Source organism: Verrucomicrobiaceae bacterium (assembly GCA_016713035.1).
In the GTDB taxonomy this organism is placed as follows: domain Bacteria; phylum Verrucomicrobiota; class Verrucomicrobiia; order Verrucomicrobiales; family Verrucomicrobiaceae; genus Prosthecobacter.
The window spans coordinates 1,279,484-1,301,890 of the sequence record JADJPW010000001.1; the positions used below are offsets into that span (position 1 = coordinate 1,279,484).

At 56.7% G+C, this 22,407-nt stretch carries 14 protein-coding genes and 2 pseudogenes; 3 read left to right on the forward strand and 13 right to left on the reverse strand.

Annotated elements, in window-relative coordinates; all coding sequences use genetic code 11:
* Positions 1-361 precede the first annotated feature (361 nt).
* The 6 genes from IPK32_05570 to IPK32_05595 all read right to left on the reverse strand — a co-directional run bounded on the left by IPK32_05570 (position 362) and on the right by IPK32_05595 (position 8,717).
* A complete protein-coding gene (locus IPK32_05570) occupies positions 362-2,917 on the reverse strand; it encodes a tetratricopeptide repeat protein (protein MBK8091460.1) in 2,556 nt (851 codons plus the stop codon).
* Positions 2,918-3,088: 171 nt separating this feature from the next.
* Positions 3,089-4,006 (reverse strand): hypothetical protein, encoded by a 918-nt coding sequence (locus IPK32_05575; protein MBK8091461.1) that lies wholly within the window; start codon positions 4,004-4,006, stop codon positions 3,089-3,091.
* Positions 4,007-4,145: 139 nt separating this feature from the next.
* Entirely contained in the window at positions 4,146-5,201 is a 1,056-nt protein-coding gene (locus tag IPK32_05580) for a hypothetical protein (protein MBK8091462.1), read from the reverse strand.
* An 8-nt stretch (positions 5,202-5,209) separates the two neighbouring features.
* On the reverse strand, positions 5,210-6,982 hold the full coding sequence (gene pilM, locus IPK32_05585; protein MBK8091463.1) for a type IV pilus assembly protein PilM: 1,773 nt from the start codon (positions 6,980-6,982) through the stop codon (positions 5,210-5,212).
* A gap of 82 nt (positions 6,983-7,064) precedes the next feature.
* On the reverse strand, positions 7,065-7,706 hold the full coding sequence (locus IPK32_05590) for a hypothetical protein (protein ID MBK8091464.1): 642 nt from the start codon (positions 7,704-7,706) through the stop codon (positions 7,065-7,067).
* Between the two features lie 54 nt (positions 7,707-7,760).
* Positions 7,761-8,717 carry an SDR family oxidoreductase gene (locus IPK32_05595; GenBank protein MBK8091465.1) on the reverse strand — a complete coding sequence of 319 codons (957 nt, stop codon included), beginning with the start codon at positions 8,715-8,717 and terminating at the stop codon, positions 7,761-7,763.
* Positions 8,718-8,990: 273 nt separating this feature from the next.
* Between IPK32_05595 and IPK32_05600 the strand changes: the two genes are divergently transcribed.
* Positions 8,991-9,563, forward strand: a complete 573-nt coding sequence (locus IPK32_05600) for a hypothetical protein (GenBank protein MBK8091466.1) — start codon at positions 8,991-8,993, stop codon at positions 9,561-9,563.
* A 270-nt stretch (positions 9,564-9,833) separates the two neighbouring features.
* Here the strand turns inward: IPK32_05600 and IPK32_05605 are convergent.
* The 6 genes and pseudogenes from IPK32_05605 to IPK32_05630 form a co-directional block, all read right to left on the reverse strand.
* Positions 9,834-11,098 (reverse strand): annotated as a pseudogene (locus IPK32_05605) (MFS transporter).
* A gap of 48 nt (positions 11,099-11,146) precedes the next feature.
* The gene (locus IPK32_05610; protein MBK8091467.1) at positions 11,147-12,418 is read right to left on the reverse strand and encodes a Gfo/Idh/MocA family oxidoreductase; all 1,272 of its coding nucleotides are present in this window, start codon (positions 12,416-12,418) and stop codon (positions 11,147-11,149) included.
* A 168-nt stretch (positions 12,419-12,586) separates the two neighbouring features.
* A complete protein-coding gene (gene nadA, locus IPK32_05615) occupies positions 12,587-13,519 on the reverse strand; it encodes a quinolinate synthase NadA (protein ID MBK8091468.1) in 933 nt (310 codons plus the stop codon).
* A 26-nt stretch (positions 13,520-13,545) separates the two neighbouring features.
* Positions 13,546-14,790 carry a 2-oxo acid dehydrogenase subunit E2 gene (locus tag IPK32_05620; protein MBK8091469.1) on the reverse strand — a complete coding sequence of 415 codons (1,245 nt, stop codon included), beginning with the start codon at positions 14,788-14,790 and terminating at the stop codon, positions 13,546-13,548.
* A gap of 1,165 nt (positions 14,791-15,955) precedes the next feature.
* Positions 15,956-16,672 (reverse strand): annotated as a pseudogene (locus IPK32_05625) (alpha-ketoacid dehydrogenase subunit beta).
* Positions 16,669-17,625 (reverse strand): thiamine pyrophosphate-dependent dehydrogenase E1 component subunit alpha, encoded by a 957-nt coding sequence (locus tag IPK32_05630; GenBank protein ID MBK8091470.1) that lies wholly within the window; start codon positions 17,623-17,625, stop codon positions 16,669-16,671. The pseudogene IPK32_05625 and the gene IPK32_05630 overlap by 4 nt, the downstream one beginning before the upstream one ends.
* A gap of 414 nt (positions 17,626-18,039) precedes the next feature.
* Between IPK32_05630 and IPK32_05635 the strand changes: the two genes are divergently transcribed.
* Together IPK32_05635 and rfaD are read left to right on the forward strand one after the other, a co-directional pair.
* Positions 18,040-18,618: a hypothetical protein gene (locus IPK32_05635; GenBank protein ID MBK8091471.1), complete on the forward strand. Its 579-nt coding sequence runs from the start codon at positions 18,040-18,042 to the stop codon at positions 18,616-18,618.
* A 37-nt stretch (positions 18,619-18,655) separates the two neighbouring features.
* The gene (rfaD, locus tag IPK32_05640; GenBank protein MBK8091472.1) at positions 18,656-19,660 is read left to right on the forward strand and encodes an ADP-glyceromanno-heptose 6-epimerase; all 1,005 of its coding nucleotides are present in this window, start codon (positions 18,656-18,658) and stop codon (positions 19,658-19,660) included.
* 33 nt (positions 19,661-19,693) lie between these two features.
* On the opposite strand, the gene IPK32_05645 is transcribed toward rfaD, so the two are convergent.
* The gene (locus tag IPK32_05645) at positions 19,694-22,381 is read right to left on the reverse strand and encodes a hypothetical protein (protein MBK8091473.1); all 2,688 of its coding nucleotides are present in this window, start codon (positions 22,379-22,381) and stop codon (positions 19,694-19,696) included.
* Positions 22,382-22,407: the final 26 nt, after the last annotated feature.

Below are 22,407 nucleotides of genomic sequence, written 5' to 3' on the forward strand. Positions count from 1 at the left end.
AGGACTTGCTCAGGCCCAGCACCTGCTGATAGAAATCGGTGTCTTTCACCTCTCTGTTCTACCCAGATACTTCGCCCTTTCCAATCCCAGTCTTTTGCCCCAAGAACCAAGAAAAAAGAGCTGCCTCGTAGAGCCGAAGAGAACCTCCGTGTGCAAAGACTGTGAAAGAGGGGGATAAGGGCGAAAACCATACCGGTGTATATGCAGCCATCGAGCACACCGGGCGGCAAATTCAGTTACCGCCCCCAAATAAACATCCCACCGCCGTGTCAACACAGGAGAACACAGCAGTTTTTCTCATTGGTCGGCACAGTTCACAGTGCCAGGACTAATTTAAAAACGCACTCCTTGCCTCTTCAAATCAAGGGGGAGATACGGAGGGAAGCAGTAGTGATGCTCCAACAGCGGGCGCTGTGGATTGGGTTTGTGGCTTAATTCGTTGCCCTGAGGGATCGATAAGGTTTGCAGTAACAAAAATCATCAAATTTCTTTTGTAATGCTGCTCGGACTCAGATCGAAATAGTCTTCCGACAAATGGTAAGTCTCCAAGGATTGGCAGCTTATCTTCCACATCTTGAACATCTTCGCGTATTAATCCTCCCAGCGCTACAGTTTGCCCATCCCAGACAGTCACTCCAGTTGTGACTTTGCGAACTGAAAAAATTGGCTGATTGATTACGTTTGGAGTAATCAAACGCTCAGGTTGGGATAGAGGAACGTATGCTGTTCCATAATTAAATTCGGTTGTCGTAACCGGGATCTCAACTCGCAAATACGCGAAACTTGATGGCGAATAGATAGGTGAGCCGTAGTTTATAAACCCATCAAATTCCACTACCTCCGGAGATAAGTTAAGTTCGATTGCGTTGCCATCCGGGCCCACCGTTGGCTCTGCTTCTAACTTTACCCCGGTTCCACGCATTTCAAATGCTGTTGGCGTAGTAGGTGTGGCAATCAAAGTCGTTCCACCACCACCAAGCAACCCCCCCCCACCGGAACTATTACCCTGAGGCAGTTGTGGCGGGTCAAATTCGGTAGGATAAATAAATTCGCGAGTAACTTCCATTGTAGCTCTTGTTCCACCTTTTGTTGTGACACTTGGGGCACTCATCAAGTCTACACCTTTTTTCTGACTGAGACCCCTCATCACCATTTGAAACTGTGGATCACTAAAAACACCTGCAACAGATAACAAACCAGGCGCTACCGACGTTGTCCCCAATGCTGTCCCTGTAGAGAGAAGGTTGTCTATGCTGTTGTTATTTAAAGCATAGCCACCTGATCGTAATCCCGCTGTCATCAAGCCGCCGCCTCCTGGACTTGTTGGCGGCACTCCTAAAGGAACTGGCCCCCCTAATACCGAAGCGACGTTTTGGGCTGGGAAAACTTCGGATGTGTTACCTGACTGAGTTATTGAAATCGGAGGAATTGTTGCGGAATTTCCAAATGGAAAATTTGCACTACTAAGAGGGACGCCATTTCCTGAAGAGCCACCTCCTGCAAAAACGTTATTACCGTTCATTCCTACTCCTCCCAAAATCCAATCAAAGCCCAACTCCTCAGTATTTTTTTGTGTAACTTCGACAAACTTGGAAGTTATCACCACCTGTTTAGGTCCTTGTTTGTTCAGCTCTTCAACGTAGGATTCGATGAGGTCTAGGTTGGGCTGGGTGTTGCGAACGACTAAGGTTGAAGTAGAAGCGGTATAGGAGGCTGATGCGCCATCTGGGAAGGTGATACCCTGGGCTGAAAGAACATCTTTCGCAGTGGGTTTCGCGGCTAGGCCAGAACCACCCGCAGCACCACCGGGTGCGGCAAATGGATCTGCGGCAGCAACTGGAGCAGCGGCACCGCCGCCAGCAGCACCGGCATTGAGGAAATCTGGCGGCACACGGTAGGTGCGGTTGAACATTTCTGTGTTGTTATCTGAAAGAGGAACAACAACCACGGCATAGGCTTCCACTTTATACTTCATCTGAGCAAGGTCGCAGATGTAACGAAGAGCCTCAGACATTGGGACGTTGCGCAGATCGAGACTGATTGAAGCTCCGCCGGGAGTTTCGCCTGTGCGGATGATGATATTGACACCTTTGCGTGTTGTATCGGTCTCAAAAACGTCGAGGTCTTTACTCTTGAGACGTAAGTATTCAATAGCTTCATCGACCGTGGCATTTTGAAACTGCACGGTGGGGAAAATGATTTTGTCCATTTTCTCCGTGAGGTAACCGCTTTGACTGCGGTTCGTGGTGGTGGCCACCTGTTGCTGAGGCAGCGCCGAAGGGACTTTATCTTCCCACATTTCATCGACCTGAGCGAGGAGCTTGGCACGCTGGTGGTCGTAGGCAGTCTTGAAATACTGCATGCGTTTGCGCTCAGCGTTTTCCATGCCACGGCGGGCAGCTGAGTTGTAAGGATCCACACGAAGAACGTCCTGGAAGTTGGCGATGCCTTGATCGTAATTGCCAATTTCGACAGCGCTGTGACCAAGAAGGAGACCTTTTTCGACTTTGCCGACGTTTTCGACGTGCTGTGAGGTGAGTGCAGGCGGCCAGCGATCTGGATCGTCTAGCTCTTTGAGGAGGAGTCTGGCACCCTTATGATTAGGGAAGTAGCCCAGTGCTTCATTGAGAAGTTGGCGAGCTTCTTCGTAACGTCCGTTTTTGGCACGCTCCTTGGCGACTACGACGGCGCAGTCTGCGTACTTCAGACGGGCATATTCGAGCCACTCTTGGGTGTATGGCGCATCCGGGATGGCGGAGAGTGCTGCTTTATAAGAGGCAAGAGCTCCCTCATAGTCACCTTCCAGGAAGAGGCTATCGCCACGGGCGATGGCAGCTTTCGCGTCTTCGATGCGTGCGTAGCGGCGCATGATTTCACGGCCAGCTAAACCAGAAACACTCGAGCCGTCACCGGCCATAGCCAGTTGCGGTGCAAAAGCGGTTAAGCAGGCGAGGGAGATTCGGGATACCAGGCTGATCTTGCGGGTCATAGAGTGGTTTTCAGGCATTTTAGGGACAAAAAAGGTTATTAACAGATGTTAGGGGGATTTGGCGAGTTTTTTTTACCTTTGTGGCAGAAAATGTTGGGATCAGTTTTGAATAATTTCGAAAGTTTTCGTGGTCGGTTGCCCACCTTTGTCCACAGGACTGATGACGGCTTTATTCTCTTCGATTTCGCGAACGTAGTAGGTTTCGCCTACGCGGGGGAGCTGGAAGGTTTTGCCTTTTTTGACGCCAGCAATGATGTCGATCTGTTTCCAACGGAATTCGAATTGAGCCTCGTATTCTGCGAGGTTTTTTTCGATTCTTTGAACGAGCTCAACTTCGGCTTGAGTAGCGTTGTCGCGCACTTTGACCACATAGGCATCGATTTCACCCAGAGTCGCATGTTTGACTTTCTGCTTGGTGAAAGAGAGGATCACGAAGCGATTGACTCCTTTGTCGAAACCAAATTCCGTGCCGACGGTGGTGAAAATGCTACGTGCGGGCTCTGGTTTGATGCGACGGATTTGGAACGTGCCACTGTCTTCTCCGCTGTTGAGCATGAGAATGTAATCGTTGGCGATGCGTTGCTTGAGGAAGAGTTTATTGGTGTAAGGAGGAAGGGATTTATCATCGCGGGGATTGGTGCCGCCGTTGAATTCCTCTAGATTGCTAAAGCCATCATCATCTGCATCTAAGTCACCAATATTTGGGGAATAGATGTTTGGCAGGGTTTCTTCTGCAGGATCTTTTGTTTTGTCACCAAGGATGAATTTATTGGTCATGGGTGAGCGGAACAGCGGCTTTTCGACCATGAGGTCAAAAATCTGGTTGCCGTTGCTCACGAGGAGAATGGACTTGTTCAAGGAAACTGCTTTGCCGTTGATGTTGGGGGACACCCAAGCGTAGCGCTTGCTAATGGTTTCGATGGATTTGGCGATGCTTTGCGTGTCCGGCGGATTGAGATTGTTCTTTGGTACGGCGGTTGGGAGAACGAGTCCCTCTTCAAAGCTTTGGGAGGCCATCACCAGGTACCCAGCGGTTCCTAGCGCGGCGAGGGCCGCGATGATGAGGAGGACTTTTTCGTAGTTGCCTGAACTTTTCTGCATATCCGGTGGATGTGAGGAGGCTGGGTTGGTTAGGGAAAAGGGTCGAAGAATGGCCTTATGGACGTGCTGCGTTTCCTGTGGAAGCCGTCTGAGGTGAAAGGAATTTTACCAGGTCGATCTCCAATTGCAGTTTGAGTTTTTCCTGGCCGATGACGGGCATCGAATCTGGCTGCGCGGGGGCTGGTGGCACGATAGCGACGGGGCCAGTTGGTTCCGTCTTTTTATCTTTATCGCTTGATGGAGCTGGTGCGGCTTCTGGCGTTGCAGCTGCCTCTGGTTGCGCGGGAGCGATACGATTGGCAGCAGATCGGGGCGGACCGACGCGAGCTTGGTTCTCAACACGTAAGAGTCGGATGCTGGTGAAGTGTGATTTGGCAGGATCCGACTCACTTTTCATATCTGCGGGATTGGCCAGCCGACTCATGAAAGTCTGGAGTGCTGCCTGATCAAGTGTGGCAACAATGGAGACGGTGTTTTTCTCAGAGATGGCGCGAGAGGCTGCGACAGCAGCCTTGGGAGCGGCTTTCGAGGCGCTTTTTTTGCCAGCGGCAGGAGCTGGAGCCCCTTCGTTTTCGGATGGGAGCTTGGTGCGGTCCAAGAGATCAATGGAAACGACTTTCGAGGCAATGGCGAGCTTTACGATGGCTTCCACGCCATCCAAATAGCCGGAAAGCTCCGTGGCGATCGCATCTGATTTGGGCAGGGAGCCGAGGTATTCACTAAAACCAAAGCCAAAATCGGGCGGAAGGCGGACTTTGAGAGCATCGGCCATCTCTTTGATTTTCTTGATGCGCTCGAGCAATTTTTTCTGAAAGTCCGCATCCGTGATGGGAGCGGGGGTGGGCTGGAGGAAAAGGAGGGCCGTGCTGAGCTGATTTACTTTGGCTCCATATTCATCGACGGCAGCTTGCTTCTGCTGAAGATTTTCTGGGGTAGGTGCCAAAGCCATGCCTTTGATGCTGGCGACACGGGCACCTAGAGCGATGTATTCATCCTTTTTCACGACGTAGGCATCCCACGCGTTGTAAAGCATGTAGCCGAGGCCGAGTACTCCAGCGATGATGACGCCGAGGATACTGGCGAGAGTCTTATTTTCACGAATCCAGTCCATGCGAGGGCTTATTTAAATTGGGGATGATTTTTGAGAGGCAGTTTGATCTCGAAGGGGTAGGCGAAGAGGTTTTCCGCAGCGCTGGTTTCGAGTTTTACGAGATAGGCGTCCTTGTTCGTATTGAAGTCCGTGACGCCGAAGTGCTCTAATTTGGCGATTTTGGCTGCATAATCGGTAACGACCTGCTGATCGCCCTCGCTATTCATGCGATAGAGGCCGCGGATACGCAGTTCATACTTCGGTTCAGTTGGAGCAGCGCCTTTGGATTTGCTTTTCGTTTCGGAGGCTGCGCTACCGGAGCTGGATTCTTCTTCGGAACCACCCCAGAGTGGCTGTGTGAGGGGTTTCCCGTCCTTCAATGGCTCGATGACGGTGAGCCATAGCACATCGTTGGAGAAAGACTGATTGAGATCATTGAGGAGACGAACCCACCAGGAGCGCTCATTGACGAGGGACTGGAGCTGACCACCACGCTGCACGAGTTCGGCTTGCTTGGCATCCAGGGCCTGGATTTGCAGACCGATCTGGATGAGACCGCCAGCCTCTGAATTGAGCTTTTGCTGACGTGCCTCGACGGCTTCCGTAGCTTTTTGATTCCAGAAAATCCCAGCTCCGAGGGCTCCGAAAAGGCAAAGACCAGCAACAATGAGCGCGGGAGCACGGCGTGAGGCATCACGGGCTGTGGCGATGGCATCAGGGACGAGATCGAGCTCGCATGGACAGCCTCCACCTGAGCGCAAGGCGAGTCCGACTAGCTCACCCATGCTCGCGGAGGCGGCGCGGGCGGCTGCTTCGTTGGTTCCGCGATCAATTTGGACGCCACGCAAGCTGTCAAAGATCTCTACGGGTAGCTTGAGCTTCTCAGCGAAGAATTCGTTTACGTATCCGGCTGCGGCACCACCACCTGCGAGGAGTACACGGCGGGGAGCTGATCCGCCCTGTTGGGCTTTGTAGTAGTTGATGGTGCGCATCACTTCGCTGTGCAGGCGAGTCATGGAGTTGCGCATGACCTTGGACATGGCGTTGATCGCCTCGTCTGGATGGTCCTCGACTGCTCCACCGAGGGCGACAAAGCCCTGAGAGCATTTCTGGGACTCGGCCTCATGAAAGGAGACACCGAATTCCTTGGCGATCGCGTTGGTGACAGCAGCCCCACCTACGAGGAGGTTGCGAGTGAAGAAGCGGCCTTCTTCGGCAAAGATCAGGTTGGTGGAGCGTGCTCCGAGGTCGATGATGAGCACGGGCTCATCGGCATCAGGGTAGTTGTAGCGGAAGGCATTGTAGAGGGCGGCAGGCGCCAGATCGACCCCGACGGGCTTCACGCCACTATCGACGACTTGCTCATGGATTTCATTGAGCGCATCAGTCTTCATGGCGACGAGCACGACTTCCGTTTCGATAGAGCCGGGTTCGCTGATGAATTCGTAATCCCAAGTGACCTCGTCGATGGGGAAAGGCACATTCTGTTTGGCCTCAAATTCGACGATTTGACCGACTTTATCGGCCGCGACGGGAGGCAGCTTCACAAAGCGAGTGAAGACGGTGTGTCCCGCCACGGTATACCAGGATGTTTGCCCTTTAATCTTCAGTTTCGCGACAAGCTCCTGCACGGCGATGCGGAGCTGTGGCATACGACTGACATCGACACTAGGGTCGCCGTCCATATCGACTATGTCCTGACGCTTGAGGATTAGGTCTCCGCCGCCGGTCCTGCCGAAGACGGCCCCGCTGACGCGCTGGGAGCCTAAGTTGATGACTGCGATGCTTTTGGAGTCTGCCATGCTGAAGATGGAAAGAGGGTAGGCTAGGAGGAGGCGGGTGAAAGGACGCCAATAGAAGGGCGACGATGGGATTCGGGTAATTTTACTTCGTTTTTGCCTGCACGTCGTAATCACCAAAAAGGATGCCAAAAGGAGTCTCGGATTTCGCTTTGATCACATCGCTGCGGAAGGCGAAGTTGTCGGTTTTTTCCCACCAGATATTCCCAGAGGAGGGTTTCGGATTGCCGTCACCCGCGATGGTTTTGCCATCGGCGATGAATTCCACGCCCCAGCCGCTAATGTCTGCGGAGGTGAAATTATCTTTCTGCAAAATGGAACGGAGGTCAGCGGGAGCGATGTAGGCCAGAGCGTGGCAAGTTTCGCCGGCCGGGACATTGGTGAGCGTTAGGGTGCTTTTGGCGGCTTCATATTTATTGTCCTTCGTGCGGGCATTGAAGACGAGATACAGATTCATTTGAAGGCCGCTGTAGCTGCCATTCCGACCACCCGCGTCTTGCGGAACCTTGATGTCGAATTCCACATCGACTTCGATCCACTTTTTCGGACGCCAGCGCTTCATGTTGACGTTTCCGGCAGAGAAGTCTGGCGTCCCCTGCTCACCGACGACCACACGCTTGAGATCAACTTTGACCTGTGGGGACGTGGCAGGAGCCTGAGCTGCGGCTGGGATGGCCGATGCGATCAAGGAGAACGTAAGGAGGGCGCTTGCGAGGTGACGTTTCATTTTCGGGATTTAAGAAAGGATTAAATTTGTTTTATCAGCAAAGCATGATGCTCATCAAGACTTGATTCGCAAAAAATCACGGAAGTAGTCCACCGTTTTTGTGATTCCCTCCTCAAATGACACTTTTGGCTCCCATCCGAGCAGCTTCCGAGCGAGGGTGATGTCCGGTTGGCGCACTTTCGGATCATCCTGGGGGAGTGGCTTTTCTACGATGGGCTGATTGCTGCCTGTGATGCGCAAAATCGCCTCGCCGAACTGCCGGATGGTCATTTCCGCCGGATTTCCTATATTCACAGGCTCGTGGTATTTACTCTGCGAGAGGCGGTAGATGCCGTCGATGAGGTCTGAGACGTAACAAAAGCTGCGTGTCTGGCTACCATCCCCGAATACGGTCAAGGGCCGCCCTTCCAGTGCCTGCCCGATGAAGGCTGGCACGACGCGTCCGTCATCGAGGCGCATGCGCGGTCCATAGGTATTGAAAATTCGCACAATCTTCGTGTCCATGTGATGAGCGCGGTGGTAGCCCATCGTCATTGCCTCAGCAAAGCGTTTCGCTTCATCATACACGCCGCGTGGGCCGATCGGGTTCACATTCCCCCAATAAGTCTCCTTCTGCGGATGCTCCAGCGGGTCACCATACGTCTCAGAAGTACTCGCGATCAAAAAGGTCGCTCCTTTTTCCTTCGCCAAGCCCAGCGTATTATGCGTGCCGAGAGAGCCCACTTTGAGAGTCTGGATCGGCAGTTTCAGGTAATCGATCGGGCTGGCTGGCGAGGCAAAATGGAAGACCAGATGCACATCTCCAGGCAGATAGATGAAATTCGTCACGTCATGCTTGATGAAGTGAAAGTCTGGATTGCCCGCCAAATGGTCGATATTACGCGTATTTCCGGTCAATAAATTATCGATGCCTACCACACGGTAGCCTTCACCAAGTAAGCGGTCGGAGAGATGGGAACCCAGGAATCCGGCTGCACCGGTAACGACGGCTGTTTTCTTTTTGGAACTCATGTAGATAGGGGAAATAAAAATAGGGTGGGAGGCGGCGTAAATTCTGGAGCCATTCACCATTTGCGCAACCTCTCATCCTTCCCTCATCGCAGGAAAAGTGCAGCTAAAGCACAACCAAAGAGCCTTCTAAGCGTTTGATGAATCGAAGCGCCTGTCCACGGCCTCCATATCCATCACCATCCTCCATCAGAACCATGAGAACAAAGCCGCTCACTCTGCATCTCCTATTGCCGGGCCTCTGTGCCCTCAGCCTAGCCACACTAGGCGCACAGGATGCCCCACGCCCGCCTGAAGCCCCCCAACCTCCTCGTCAAGAAGGAGCCGAACGCGGACGCCCAACAGCCGAGCCACGCCGAGCTCCCCCTCCAGCACCTGAGACTCGCCGTGAGGAAGCCCGTCCAGCGCCAGCACCGCAACCACGCTGTGGAAGCGAATCGCCGCACCCTCAGCCAAATGCCCGACCTGAAGGCGAGCACAACCGTCATCAAAGCCCACGTGAAGAACATCGCCCAGAAGCACGCCGCGATGGTGATCGCGATCATCATCAGAGCCCACGCGAAGAACATCGCCCAGATGCACGCCGCGATGGCGACCACGGCCGTCATCAAGGCCCGCGTGATGGCCAGATGCACCCGCAAAACGGCCCGCGCGGCCCTCAGCCCCCGCAGAATGGCCCACAACGCCATGATGAACTCCGCCACCATCGCGGTGACGGCCCAGATATGCGCTCTTCAGGCCCACGCCAGGGCTTCATGCATCGCGGAGGTCGGCGGGGTGGCCATGCGCAGCGTTTCGGACATCATCGCGGCGGACCACGTCGCCCCTTTGCAGGTCGTCCACCGATGATGAGGGGCCGCCCCGGTCCCTTTGGCCCCCCTGCCCCGCGTTTTGGCCCTCGTGGCATGCAGCCTCCACATGCGATGGGCGGGCCAGACGGCCAGCCACATCGTCCGATGCCGCCCAAAGGCCCCAAAGGGCCACAAAGCGGCCAAAATCACCCCAAACACGGTCCTCGTGATTCTGGGCGTCCAGGCCCTGGTGGAGCCTAAAATTGGCTTTTTGACACGGCAGGCAGCGGAAACGCTGCCTGCCTCTTTTTTTGCCCCGCGACGCGGTTTACTCCGGCAGCTCTTCACCCTGCGTTTCTGGCAAAAAGGCTAAAAACAGCAACCCTAGCAAGAAAAAGGCCCCCAGGCAGGTAATCGCTACCCGCAGATCCAGCGTGGATTTCATCCAGGCCGAGAGCCAGATCAGCACGGGTGCGGCTAGCAGCCTCCCCGTATTGAAGCAAAAACCAGAGCCCGTCGCACGCAGATGCGTGGGAAAAAGGGCCGGGAAATACGCGGCATAGCCTGCATGGATACCCTGGGCGAAAAAGCCAAACACTGGCAGTAGCACCAGCAGCAGCCCATAACTACCCACATACGATGGCAGCCAGCAGACCACTGGCGTCATCACCAGTGCCGCCAGATGCATGACTAAAAGGTGCGCTTGCAGCCCCAGCGAGCACTCAGTGGCCCAAAGGCCAACATCCCAGCCCCTGCCCCCGCTGTTTGGATGAACCCAAAGGCGATTTTGGACTTACTCGCCCAGTCAGGATCACCGGCACGCTTCAGATAATCCGCAGCGATGTCCTGCCCAGCCACTACCACTCCCCAAAACGTCGCTAGGCCCACCATGGCCAGCAAGGCCCCGAAAACCGCCCGTGAGCGCCAGCGCGGCGATCCCAGCAGCTCCGTAAAACTCCCCATTTGTCCTGCTTTCACCGCACGGGCAGCCTTCCAGCTCTCTGGCTCCTTGATGCTCAAGCGCACCCACAGCACGAGCAGCGCGGGCAACACACCGAGTAGGTAAGCCGTGCGCCATTGCGCCCCGACCCAGAGCCCAGCGGCAGCGGCCAGCCACAGACCAGCCACACTCGTCGCGTGAAAGATGCCACCGGCACGCTCGCGGGCCTCCTTCGGAAAAACTTCCGCTACCAGTGCGGCACCCACAGCCCACTCACCACCCACACCCATCGCGACGAGGAACCGAAGCAGCCCGACCTGCCAGATCGCCTCCGCGTAGGCTGTGATCCCGGAGAAAACCGAGTAAAACAAAATCGTCAGCGCCATGACCGGATTACGCCCCCACTTATCCGCCAGTGAGCTAAAGAGCAGGCCTCCAAAAGTCCCCCCCAGGAGGAAAATGCCCAGGAAACGCTCTCCCCACACCTTCACCTGTGGATCATCTGCTGGCACCTTCAGTAGATCAGGCAGCATGTCCGCACGCGTCAGGTTATAGATCTGTCCTTCAAAAGCATCAAAGACCCAGCCCAGCGATGCCACGAGGAGCACCAGCCATTGGTAGCGAGTGACGGAAGTGTACCATTTGTTATGCATGGAGTTTTGTTCGCGGTTCTTGGTGAATCAAAGCGCTCTATCTCCTGCTCACACAGGCATCGTCGTCCCTGGTTTTGCCACAGGATACCAACCGTCCGCATCTGGTTTCACAGGCGGCTCTGTCGCCCAGGTGAGGTTATCTGGCACTAGGTTTTCCTGTGAGTTCATCACCTGCTCCCAGGTGATGACTTGGCCCGTGTAGGTGGCCATGCGGCCCATGATGCCCATCAGCGTCGAGTGTGCAGCGTACTCTGCATCATTGCGCACCTTGCCCGTGCGGATGTTTTCAAAAAAGGCGTCGTGCTCAAGCTGGTGACCGATTTCCTTATTCCGCACACGCTTCCCCCCAGGTGGCTGACCATGGATCAGGAAGCGTCCGCCATCCCCCAGGTCCGCACGCCCCTTCACGCCATGAAAGTGCTCACTGACCTGCCGCTGACACTTCCCACCGATCTGACAGCACTGACTCAGCAGGCGAAAGCCACTCTCATACTCAAACTCCACCGTGTGGTGATCAAAGATCGTCCCATTCTCCCGCCCACGCCGCTCCTGCCGTCCCCCCTGCCCTGTCGCACGCAGCGGCATCTTCCCATCGAGCACCCAGTTCGCCACATCGAGATTATGACAATGCTGCTCTAGGATGTGATCCCCACTCATCCAGGTAAAGAAATACCAATTCCGAATCTGGTAATGCAGCTCGCTCTCACCCGCCTCCCGCGTCAGTCCTGGACGCGAGGTGCCATTCCAATACACGCGACCATACACCAGCTCACCGATCTCACCGCCTTGAAGACGCTGGACCATATCCTGATAGCTCGGCTGATAGCGGCGCTGGAAGCCCACACAGACGTTTAGGCTTCTCTTTTTCGCCTCCTGAGCAGCTGCGATCACACGCCGCGCCCCTTTCGCATCCACCGCCACGGGTTTCTCCATGAACACATGCTTCCCAGCCTTCACCGCCTGCTCAAAGAGGAACGGGCGCGGCCCCGGTGGGGTCGTGATCAGCACCACATCCGCCAGCGCATACGCCTTCGCGTAATCCTCGAACTGCGTGAAGACCTGATCCTGCGGCACATCGACCTGTCCCTCATGTTTTCCCTTCAGAATATCCAGCGCAGTCTGCGCCTTACCCTCCAGCGGATCGACCAGCGCCACCAGCTTGATCGTCGAGCCCGCACTCAGTGCCTGTGAGCAGGCCCCCGTGCCGCGTCCCCCGCAGCCGATCAGTGCGATCTTGATCTCCCCTTCCCCCGAGGCAGCGAATGCATGCGTCGCAGCCGTCATGGCCGTCGAGGTAATGAAAGTGCGACGTGTGGTCATAGAGATCAAAGAATGCCAGGAGCATGACGTGCCGGAAGCAGAAATGTTTCCACAGCGAGCCCCCAACCTCAAAGAAACCCTCCACAGCATTTTTTACCATGGCTGAGTTTGATAGCCGCCTGCGATGAGTGTGCAGAAGGGAGAAAACCTGTAACCTGGAAAGGCGGTTTAGGATTTGCTCAACTCAAGCATCCGCAGAATCGGCTTTTCAGCGCGGGATCGGAGCTCCTCGGGCATTTCGACGGTGGGGGAGAGGTCGCGGAGGGCGTCGTGGAGCTTTTGGAGGGTGTTGAGCTTCATGTAACGGCAGTCAGCGCAGGCGCAGTGGCCGGTGGGACCAGGGATGAAGGTCTTTTCTGGCACTTCACGCTCTAAGCGGTGCAGCATGCCACTCTCGGTGACGATGATGAAGGTGCTAGCAGGGCTGCTTCGGCAGTAGTGGACCATTTTTTCGGTGCTGCACACTTCATCGGCGAGGATGCGCACGGCGTAGGTACATTCAGGGTGAGCGACGACTTTGGCATCCGGGTGCTGGTCTTTGATGGCCTGGATGCTGTCACGAGTGAATTCGACATGGACATAGCAGGAGCCCTTCCAGAGGTCCATTTTGCGTCCGGTCTGCTCCATGACCCAGGAGCCAAGATTTTGATCTGGGACGAAGAGGATGGGCCGATCCTGCGGTGCGGCCTGGACGATTTTGACTGCGTTGCCACTGGTGCAGATGCAGTCGCTGAGGGCTTTCACATGACCGCTGCAGTTGATGTAGGCGATGACGTAGTAGTTTTTGGCGGCGTTGGCCTTCAGGAAGGCTTCGAGCTGCGGTCCTGGGCAGCTCTGCTCCAGGGAGCAGCCTGCATCACGGTCAGGTAAAATGACGGTTTTGCTCGGGTTGACGATTTTGGCTGTTTCGGCCATGAAATGCACGCCACAGAAGGCGATGACGTCTGCGGCGGTGTCTTTGGCTTTGTAGGCGAGACCGAGTGAGTCGCCCACGAAGTCGGCGATTTCCTGGATGGCCTTGTCCTGGTAGTTGTGGGCGAGGATGACGGCGTTGCGCTCTTTTTTGAGGCGGAGGATTTCGGTGCGGAGGTCAGCAGGCATACGATGATGGTCGTGGAGGTCGAGGGTCAGAGGGCTTCGGGCTTTTGGAGCAGCTCAGCGACGCGTTTGAGGAGACGCCCGGCACCGCCGCCATCGAGGACACGGTGGTCAAAACTGAGGGTGAGCTCGGCTTCGGTGACAGGGATGAATTGATTCACCTCATCGCTCCAGTGCGGGACTTTGCTACCTGCGCCGAGGCCGAGGACGAGATTCTGCTCCGGGAGAGGAATGGGTGTGGCCCAGACGATGCCGAAGGTGCCGAAATTCGTCACCGTGGCGATGCCGGGGCGATTGATGTCGCTGGGGAGGCGGCGGGCGCGGGCTTGCTCGACGAGTTTGTTATAAACAGGCACGAGTTTGACGAGCGGTGTTTTTTCGACCTCTCGGAGCGTGGGGACCATGACGCCGTCATCGACTTCCACGGCGAATCCGATGTCAATGGCCTGCGGATGGACGATGCGGTTGCCGATGAGCCGCCCGGCGATGGCGGTGTTTTCTGCGAGGGCGAGGGCGAGGGCACGGATGACGTAGAGAGCGGGGCCGGGCTTCGGATCGGTCTTTTTGCGATGGGCGAGCATGGCATCGAGCATGACCGGGCTGCCGACGGTGGCGAGCGGGCGTGTCCAGCTACGGCGCATGCTGTCCGCGACGGCGATGCGCATGGGCGATGCGGGGGTGAGCTTATGCTGCTCCAGATTGCGCAGGAAGGACTCGAAGTCTTCGACGGTGACGCGGCCACCAGAGCCTGTGCCAGGTATGCCGGCGAGGTCTGAGGCATTGAGCCCGAGCTCATGCATGCGAGCCCGCATGCGCGGTGAGATGTAGCTGGCACCCGTGGCTCCAGCTGGCACAGGCAGGCCACCAGCGACGATGGGCTCGACGGTGGGCTGTTTGCCACTGCCGATGACGTCTTCTTCGTGAATCTGGAAGTGCAGATTTTCGACGACGTCGGCCACTCTGTCGGCGCTGCGTGTGGCGGAGGGTGGGGGCTTCGGAGCCTCGCTGAAGCCCAGGTTTTGAGCCTCTTCTTCACTGATCTCGAAGGCGGCGAGCGTGGCCCCGACTGCGTAGCTGGTCTGTACCTGGGCGATGATCTGGGTGACTCGCCCTGCGCATGGGGCGGGGACGGTCATGGTGGCCTTGTTCGTCTCCACCTCAAAGAGTCCGCCGGAGGAGTCCACGCTGGTGCCCGGCTCCGCCAAAATGCGCACAATGGTGGCCTCGGCGATGGATTCGCCGAGCTGGGGCATGAGGATGGGGATGGTGGGCATGTGAAGAAATGACGAAATCCAAAGGACGACGGTCGAATATGGAATTAGGCCGCGCAGCGCTTAGTGGCAATGGGAAAACCAGCACGAGTCGAGGGAAAGCGAGTCATTCTGATCCATTTTGGCAACCATCATTTTGGCATCATGGCTGATGAAAAGGATTTGATAGATGGCCCCTTTAGAATCTCCTTCAGGCTGACTCTTTGAAAGCTATGTCAGAGCCTCATTCACCCGATTTGAACTGCTGCGAGCTCGCAGGATGCTCTGAAGCTCCCGGCTCCCCTTTATTTCTCCTTGGGGGGGCTGCCGCCCTGCGATCTTGATGAGGAAAGGAGCGCCGTTCAAGCAGGCATACGAGATGCTGGATGCGAAGCTCCGTGGAGCCGAAGTAGAGAAAAGTGGCAGCAAAAAGTCGCTGATCCTTTTGGGCACGCTGGCGGCATTCGTGCTATGGCTCTTTCTGAGTGGATCGAGTGCTGGCACGGGATGGATTGCGAACGGGGCACTCGTCATTGGGGTTCTTTTGCTACATGAACTGGGCCATCTTCTAGCGATGAAATTCTGGCGGTGATGTTTTCTTTCGCGAGAGCAGTAAGGGGGAGAAGGGATGTGCAGCCATGGCGAGGCTGTTCGGGATGCCATTCAGGCATGTGCGTTGGGGACTGCTTTTTTTGCTGTTGCCCATGCGGGGATCATTGCTCTTGGATGCTGCCCGCGCCTCGGGGGGATGCGCTGAATTTGCCCGGGCACCTGGAGGGGAGGCTTCTTTGAAATCCTGATTTTTTGCCGATGGCGATGGTTATCCGTGGTCTTTGGCGCTTTTTCAATCGTGGCATTTGCTTGGTTCCTCATCAAGATCGTAGGACTTTCGCCACTGTTTGTTATCATACTGACTTCCTTTCAGGTGAGCACACTTTGGCGCAGATGGCGCGGGGGAGGTGGGGTGGTGGAGCGGAGGGGGGGGGGGGGAAAGGCGGGAGGCGAGCCACCGAGCATGCAGTCGCCCGGGCTGCGGGCGACGGAGGCTAGGATGGTGTCGGTGTCCAGATGGGATTGGTGATAAGGATGGGCGTGTCTTTGCTGTTGGGCGGGGGGGCGCGGGGGGGGGGGCCCCCGCGGGGGGGGGGGGGGGGGGGGGGGGGGGGGGGGCAGGGGGCGGTGCCCGGGCTTGGGCGCTGCGCAGATCGACGACTTCGATCTGATAACCGTCGAGCTGGAGCTCATCGGCAGCACGCAGGGCCTCATGCACCATGGCGCTGTAAGTGACGACAGTGGCGTGGCGACCAGGCCGTGCGACGCGAGCTTTCCCGATAGGAGCCACGCGGTCGCCGATCTCATCGGCTTTCAGGTGGTAGTAGAGGAATTTATGCTCGCAGTAGATGACGGGGTCATTGAGCGTGATGCTTTCCAGCAGCATCCAGTAGGCGTCCTCCACGGTGGCGGGCGTGACGATGACCAGACCGGGATAGTGCGCATAGAGTGCCTCCATGCTCTGGCTGTGAAAGGGGCCGCTGCCGGGTGTGCCGCCACTGGGCAGACGCACGGTGATGGGGCAAGGCGTCTGCGTGCGCCAGTAGAGCGTGGCGGCTTGGTTCACGATCTGATTGAAGCCGATGCTGGAGAAGTCCGCGAACTGCATCTCGACGATGGGCCGCGCCCCTTCGATGGCGGCTCCGATGGCGAGGCCGATCATGGCATCTTCACTGATGGGACTGTCAAAAACACGGCCTGGGAATTCTTTGCCGAGGTTTTTGGTCGCTTTGAAGGCTCCGCCGAAGGTGTCGATGTCCTGTCCGTAGAGAAAGACGGAGGGATGAGCACGCAGGGCTTCGTATTGAGCCTCGCGGATGGCTTCGAGATAGGTGATGCTGCCTTTGCTGCTCATGCTGCGCCACCCTCCACGAGATCGGCGCTGCTGAGGGCCTGCCAGTTTTCTTTGAAGGGATCAGGGAGGGGTTCTTTGGACACTTTGGAGATGGTTTGATCGACGAGGCGGCGTGCCTCATTGAGCTGATCGAGAAATTCATCCGCACTGAGCCAGCCCTGCGCGATGGCGTGCTCGCGGGCGACATCCAGGCAATCGCGGCCTTCATGCTGATGGCGGAGAGTATTGGGGATGTAGCTGGCGTCATCGTGCTCGCCGTGCCCGGAGAGGCGCAGGAGCTTGCCGACGATGATCTGCGGCCCCTGCCCTGCCCGCGCACGCTGCGCAGCACTGCGGAAGGCCGTGAGGCATGCCGCTAGATCCGTGCCATCGACCGCCTCGCCATGCACGCCGTAGCCGGCAGCTCGATCGACGAGGTTTTCGCAGGCGTATTGCCGTGTGGTGGGTGTGGAGTAGGCGAATTGATTGTTCGCGATGCTGACGAGGAGTGGCAGCTTCTCTACGGCAGCCAGATTGATGCCTTCATGAAAGGCACCCGTCGAGGTGCCTCCATCGCCGATACTCGTCGCGCCGATGGTGTCACCCAGCGTCCCGAGCTGCCGCCGTGCGAATAAAGCGCCTGCGACCACTGCCAGCAGGCTACCCAGATGGCTGATCATCGCCATGTAGCCTTCCTGCGGGCGTCCGCGGTGGATATTGCCGTCGCGGCCACGCATGGGGCCTGTGGCGGCACCGAGATAGGTCCTCACGGTATCGATCAGTGGCTCGCCAAAAGCCATACGGCCAGCCTGGTCACGGATCAGTGGGCCGAATACATCACGCCCGATTTTGAGCTGCACCCCCTGCGCTGCGGAAAAGGCCTCCTGTCCGCGTCCGAGATACACGCCGCCCAAAATACGTCCACCGCGGTAGAGAGAGCCCAGTTTCTCCTCCAGGACGCGAGAGAGGACCATGTGGTGAAAGGCTCGCAGGTATTGCTCACGGAAGTCCTCCGCAGCGGGCAATGGAGCGGCGGCGGAAGGCTTGGTCAGGGGTGAGGACGATGCGGGAGCAGCGGGCACAGTCTCTCTTTTAGCGAAAATGGCCTCCTACGTCAATAGAAGTGGCGTGTACATCCCTGGAAAGACCCGCTTTTGACATGGCAATGCCACCAGCGAGGGCTTTACCAGCCCTCCATCCTTAAAATGGGAGGATTCGCTGCCAAGGCAGGCCGCCAGCATGGGACGCAGACTGGGAAAGACCCTCCTTTAAAAAGAACAGCTCAAAATTTATAAATAGTCTCAAATATTTGTAATTTGACGATATTTTTTATAAAATGTGTAAATTATGGTAGAATTATCGTGATTAATACCCAAATTATCAAAATCATGGACCAATCCACCTGCTCCACTCCTTCTGACAGCCTCTTTGCTGGATTTACGCTGCAAAGCCTCGGCCACCTCATCGTGCCGGACTTTCCAGCTCGTTTTCAGTTCCAGGTCGATATTGTTCCTTCGGAATGCCCTGAGCAGCTCATTTTTGGCCTGATCGCCCGCGATGCCGTGAACTCCAGCCAAGGGCGCACCTCCGGCTTCGCCATCCGTTTGGAGCTCGATACGCAAGAGATCTGGGATGCCCTGCACCAGACCGGTGTACTCGGTGCCCTTGAGCCAGAGGGTGGTCTCGCTGCTTTCACCGATGAGGAGCCCATGCTCATCGCGTGGGAAGTGGAGCTACATGGGAAGGCGATGCTTCCCCGTCTGCACATCGCAGGCCAGCAGTTCCTCTATCCCGCCATTCATTGTCCCCAGCCGACCATGCTGGAGGCCATCGTCGGCTGTGCAGGCCCGTGGAACAGTGATGTGCGCAATATTTTCCTGCACCCAGCCCTGTGGCGTGAGCAAATCGCTATCCCAGCGCCGCAAGAGATCGCGGAAGCGAATATGGCCGGATTAGCTGCGGCTTGAATCCTGCTTATCCCGCCCTTATCGGACGCGGACACTCATGAAATACACCGACAGTCGTATCCTCGTCACCGGCGGAGCCGGATTCATCGGCAGCGCTCTCGTTTGGGAGCTGAATCGTCGTGGCTGCGAGAATATCGTCATCTGTGACCGACTCAGCACGGATGAAAAATGGAAGAATCTGGTGCCACTGCGTTACGCGGACTACATCGACGGCAATGATTTGCTCCAAGCGGTGACGGCAGCACCGGAGAAGCTCGGTCGCTTTGATGTGATCCTCCACCTCGGGGCGAACTCTGCCACAACAGAGCGTGATGCAGACCACCTCATGCGCAATAACTTCGAGTTCACCAAGCAGCTCTGCCTGTGGGCTCTGGCCAAGGACAGCCGCTTCGTCTATGCCTCCTCCGCAGCTACTTACGGTGATGGTGCCCACGGCATGGAAGACCGCGATCCAGACATCCATAAGCTGCGCCCGCTGAACATGTATGGCTACTCAAAGCACTTCTTTGATCTGCATGCGCAGCGCCAGGGCTGGCTCTCGAAAGTCGTCGGGATGAAGTACTTCAACGTCTATGGGCCGAATGAGGACCATAAGGCAGACATGCGCAGCCTCGTGCACAAAGCCTGCGGCCAGATCCTCGCCACGGGGAAGGTGCAGCTCTTCAAATCCCACCGCCCTGATTACCAGCATGGTGAGCAGAAGCGTGACTTTCTGTATGTCAAAGACGCTATTCGGATGACCCTACACCTAGCGGAGCAAAAAGACGCCAATGGGCTCTTCAATCTCGGCTCTGGCGAGGCTCATACCTGGATCGAACTGACCACAGCCATCTTCACCGCACTGGGCAAGCAACCCGTGATCGACTTCATCGACATGCCTGAGCATCTGCGTGGGAAATACCAATACTACACCTGCGCCGACATCGCGAAGCTGCGTGAAAGTGGCTTCACCACCGCGATCACCCCACTGGAGGAAGCCGTGCGTGATTATGTGCAGGGCTATCTGGTGCCAGATCGCCGTCTAGGGGACGAAGTCGCCTGATCCAGCACTCAAAGAACTCCCAAAAAGGCCAAATCAGGGCTTCTGATTTGGAAGATGGAAGAGGCCTTTGAACTTATCGAGTAAGCCTTTTTTCTCGATGGGTTGAGCCTCGAATTCGGGATATGAAGCTTTCTTCGGCAGCTCAAAATCAGCCTTGGTGCTTGGATTGGGGGTGGTCACTGGTTGATTGGATAACCGCATCACATCTTCGATCACGGGGCTTTCATTGAGCAAGCGCCGTTGTTCTTCGATCTGCCTAGCTCCATCGTCCAAGATAGCAGGCTGCACGAAAATCATGATCTCCTTACGGTTCTTCTTGTTCTGCGTTCTGCCAAACAAGTATTTGATGAGCGGTAGGCGGACGAGGAAAGGCACGCCTGAGGAGTCATTCCGGTTATCTTCAGAGATAAGCCCGCCCAACATGGCGACAGTGCGATCCGGCACTATTAAGCTATTACTCATGCCTTGCTCCCGAATGCCTGGGACACTCACGCCTGGGCTTACGGTGACTTTATCACCTTGGGAGTTATTCTGCTGGTTGAACTCCAGCATCACTTCCCGGTCGTTGTAAATGTGCGGCGTAATGTCGAGCTGAATGCGAATTGGAATAAACTGTGTCGAAGTGGTGAAACCGCCCACGCCGCCATTGGTAAAGCTATTGCCAGCGATGGGTATCTGCTCCCCGACGTAAATCTGAGCCTTCTGATGATTCAAGGTGGTCAAAATCGGTTTTTGCAGTGCTTTGAAGCGCCCAGTGCCTTCGACCGTATTCATGAAGACATGCAGATTCCGAGCGACGTGGCCGTAGGCGGACAAACCACCCAACGAGGCCGCGGCACTGCCTACGAAACTAGCAGGATTAGCGAGCGTGCTCGGGTCGAAGAAAGTCCCTTGGGTGCTGATGGCACCACCAGCCTTGCGCCCACTTTCGTTGCCGATTCCTTGTAGTGAATTGAGCCAATCGAGACCGAAGCTGAAATCATCACTCAAACTAAATTCTCCAATGACTGCGGACAGCATTATCTGCCGCGGTCTCACATCCAGCTCATCGGCGAGGTCTTCGAGCATCTGAAGCTGCTCGGGGGGGCCGCTGGCGAAGAATTTGCTGCTGCCGGGGTCGATCAGGACGAGGGTGCGACCGATGAGCACGCTGCTGGCTTTGGTGGTGACATCGAGCTTCGCACCACCACCGCTTAATCCGCCGCCCATCCCACCGCCACCGAAGCCGCCTCCTCCGAGTCCACCACCGAAGCTGCTACCGCCGAAGCCGCTGTTGCCAAAACCACTGTTGCCGAAATTGCTGCCAAAGTTGCTATTGGTGTTGTTGGTGCTGGAGCTATTGCTGCCGGTGGTGGTGCCTAGGGCGCTGCTGCTACTGCCTTGGGCGTTTTTATCCCAGCGCATCAGCGCTTTTTCGGCGAGCTGGAGAAAGGTGGTGAGGTCGATGTAATTGAGCCTGCGAGAGACAAAGCGGGCGGAGCGGGCCTCTGCATCGATCTCTTGCACCAGCTTCTCGATCCGCAGGATGTCATGCGGACGGGCGATGACCAGCAGGCTGCTGGTGCGTGGCATGGGCATGATCATGGGCTGTGGGCCCTCGGCCGTCATGCCGCCACCGCTGGCACTGACCACGGCAGAAGCGGGCTGCTGGGCAGGCTGGCCACCAGCCTGCTGGGGGATGCCTGGAATGGCAGGTGCACGCGGTGCTGTGGGCGTGGCGGGGCGTGGGCTGCTGCCACTGCTGCTACTGCTTCCGCCTTTGTTATCGAGATCGAGCAGGCTTTCGAGCATCTTCGCGACTTCCTCGGGGTCGGTGCGCTCTAGTTTGATGGTTTTTTGCTCCGTGAGGCTGGGCGGGAGGTCGATCTGCTTCAGTAGCTCCAGATAGGCACGGATGGTCTGTGAGGCCTCCGTGATGACCAGGGAGCGAGCATTCGGTACCGCGACGATTTTGCCATAGGGATGCGGTGCGATGGCGTTTTGCAGCGTGGTGGCGGCATCTTCGGAGCTGACGTATTGCAACTGCGCCACATGCATGACGACTTGGTCGGTTTTTGGCAATTCCTCACTGCGCAGGATCATGGGCAGGTTCTGGGCTCCTGGTGAGGAGCCGGTCTCTGCGGCGACGAGCTTGTACAAACTATCTCCACTCGGCACCAAGGCGTATCCATGCATGAGGAGGCCTTTTTCGATGACGTCGATGTATTCGATATCCGTGAATTCACCGGTAGCCTTGATGGTGACGGTGGCGTTTTCCATGCCGCGGTCATTTAGCACGCGGCGCTTGGAGACACGGCTGTATTCAGCCAGCACCTCATCAATCGAGGCGGCATCAAAATCGACCATATTGGGCCCGTTTTCGCCACTGGAGGCCTTCGGGGGCGTGGTTGGGCCGTTTTTTGGGGCGCTGGGATTGCTAGCACCTGCGGGCGTGGCAGTGCCCACTGCGGAGGGGACGGCTCCAGGGACATTTGTGGGACCTGTGGGCGGAAAAGCGGCTCCAGGCCGTATCTGGCCAGGGGCGGCACCGGGAGCACCTGCGGCCCCTGGACGCTGAAAGCCTGGTGGCAGCGTAGGACGCGGGATATTCGGCAAATTAGGCCGCTGGATGCCTTTCGGAGGTGTGCTGGGCTGCTGCGTGGGCGCTGTGGGGGCCTGCGCGGCGGCGAATCCGTGCGCCATGAGGCTGATCACGAGGAGGCGCTGTAAGTGAATGTGCATGGCGTGGAGGGTGGGGCGTGCTCTCG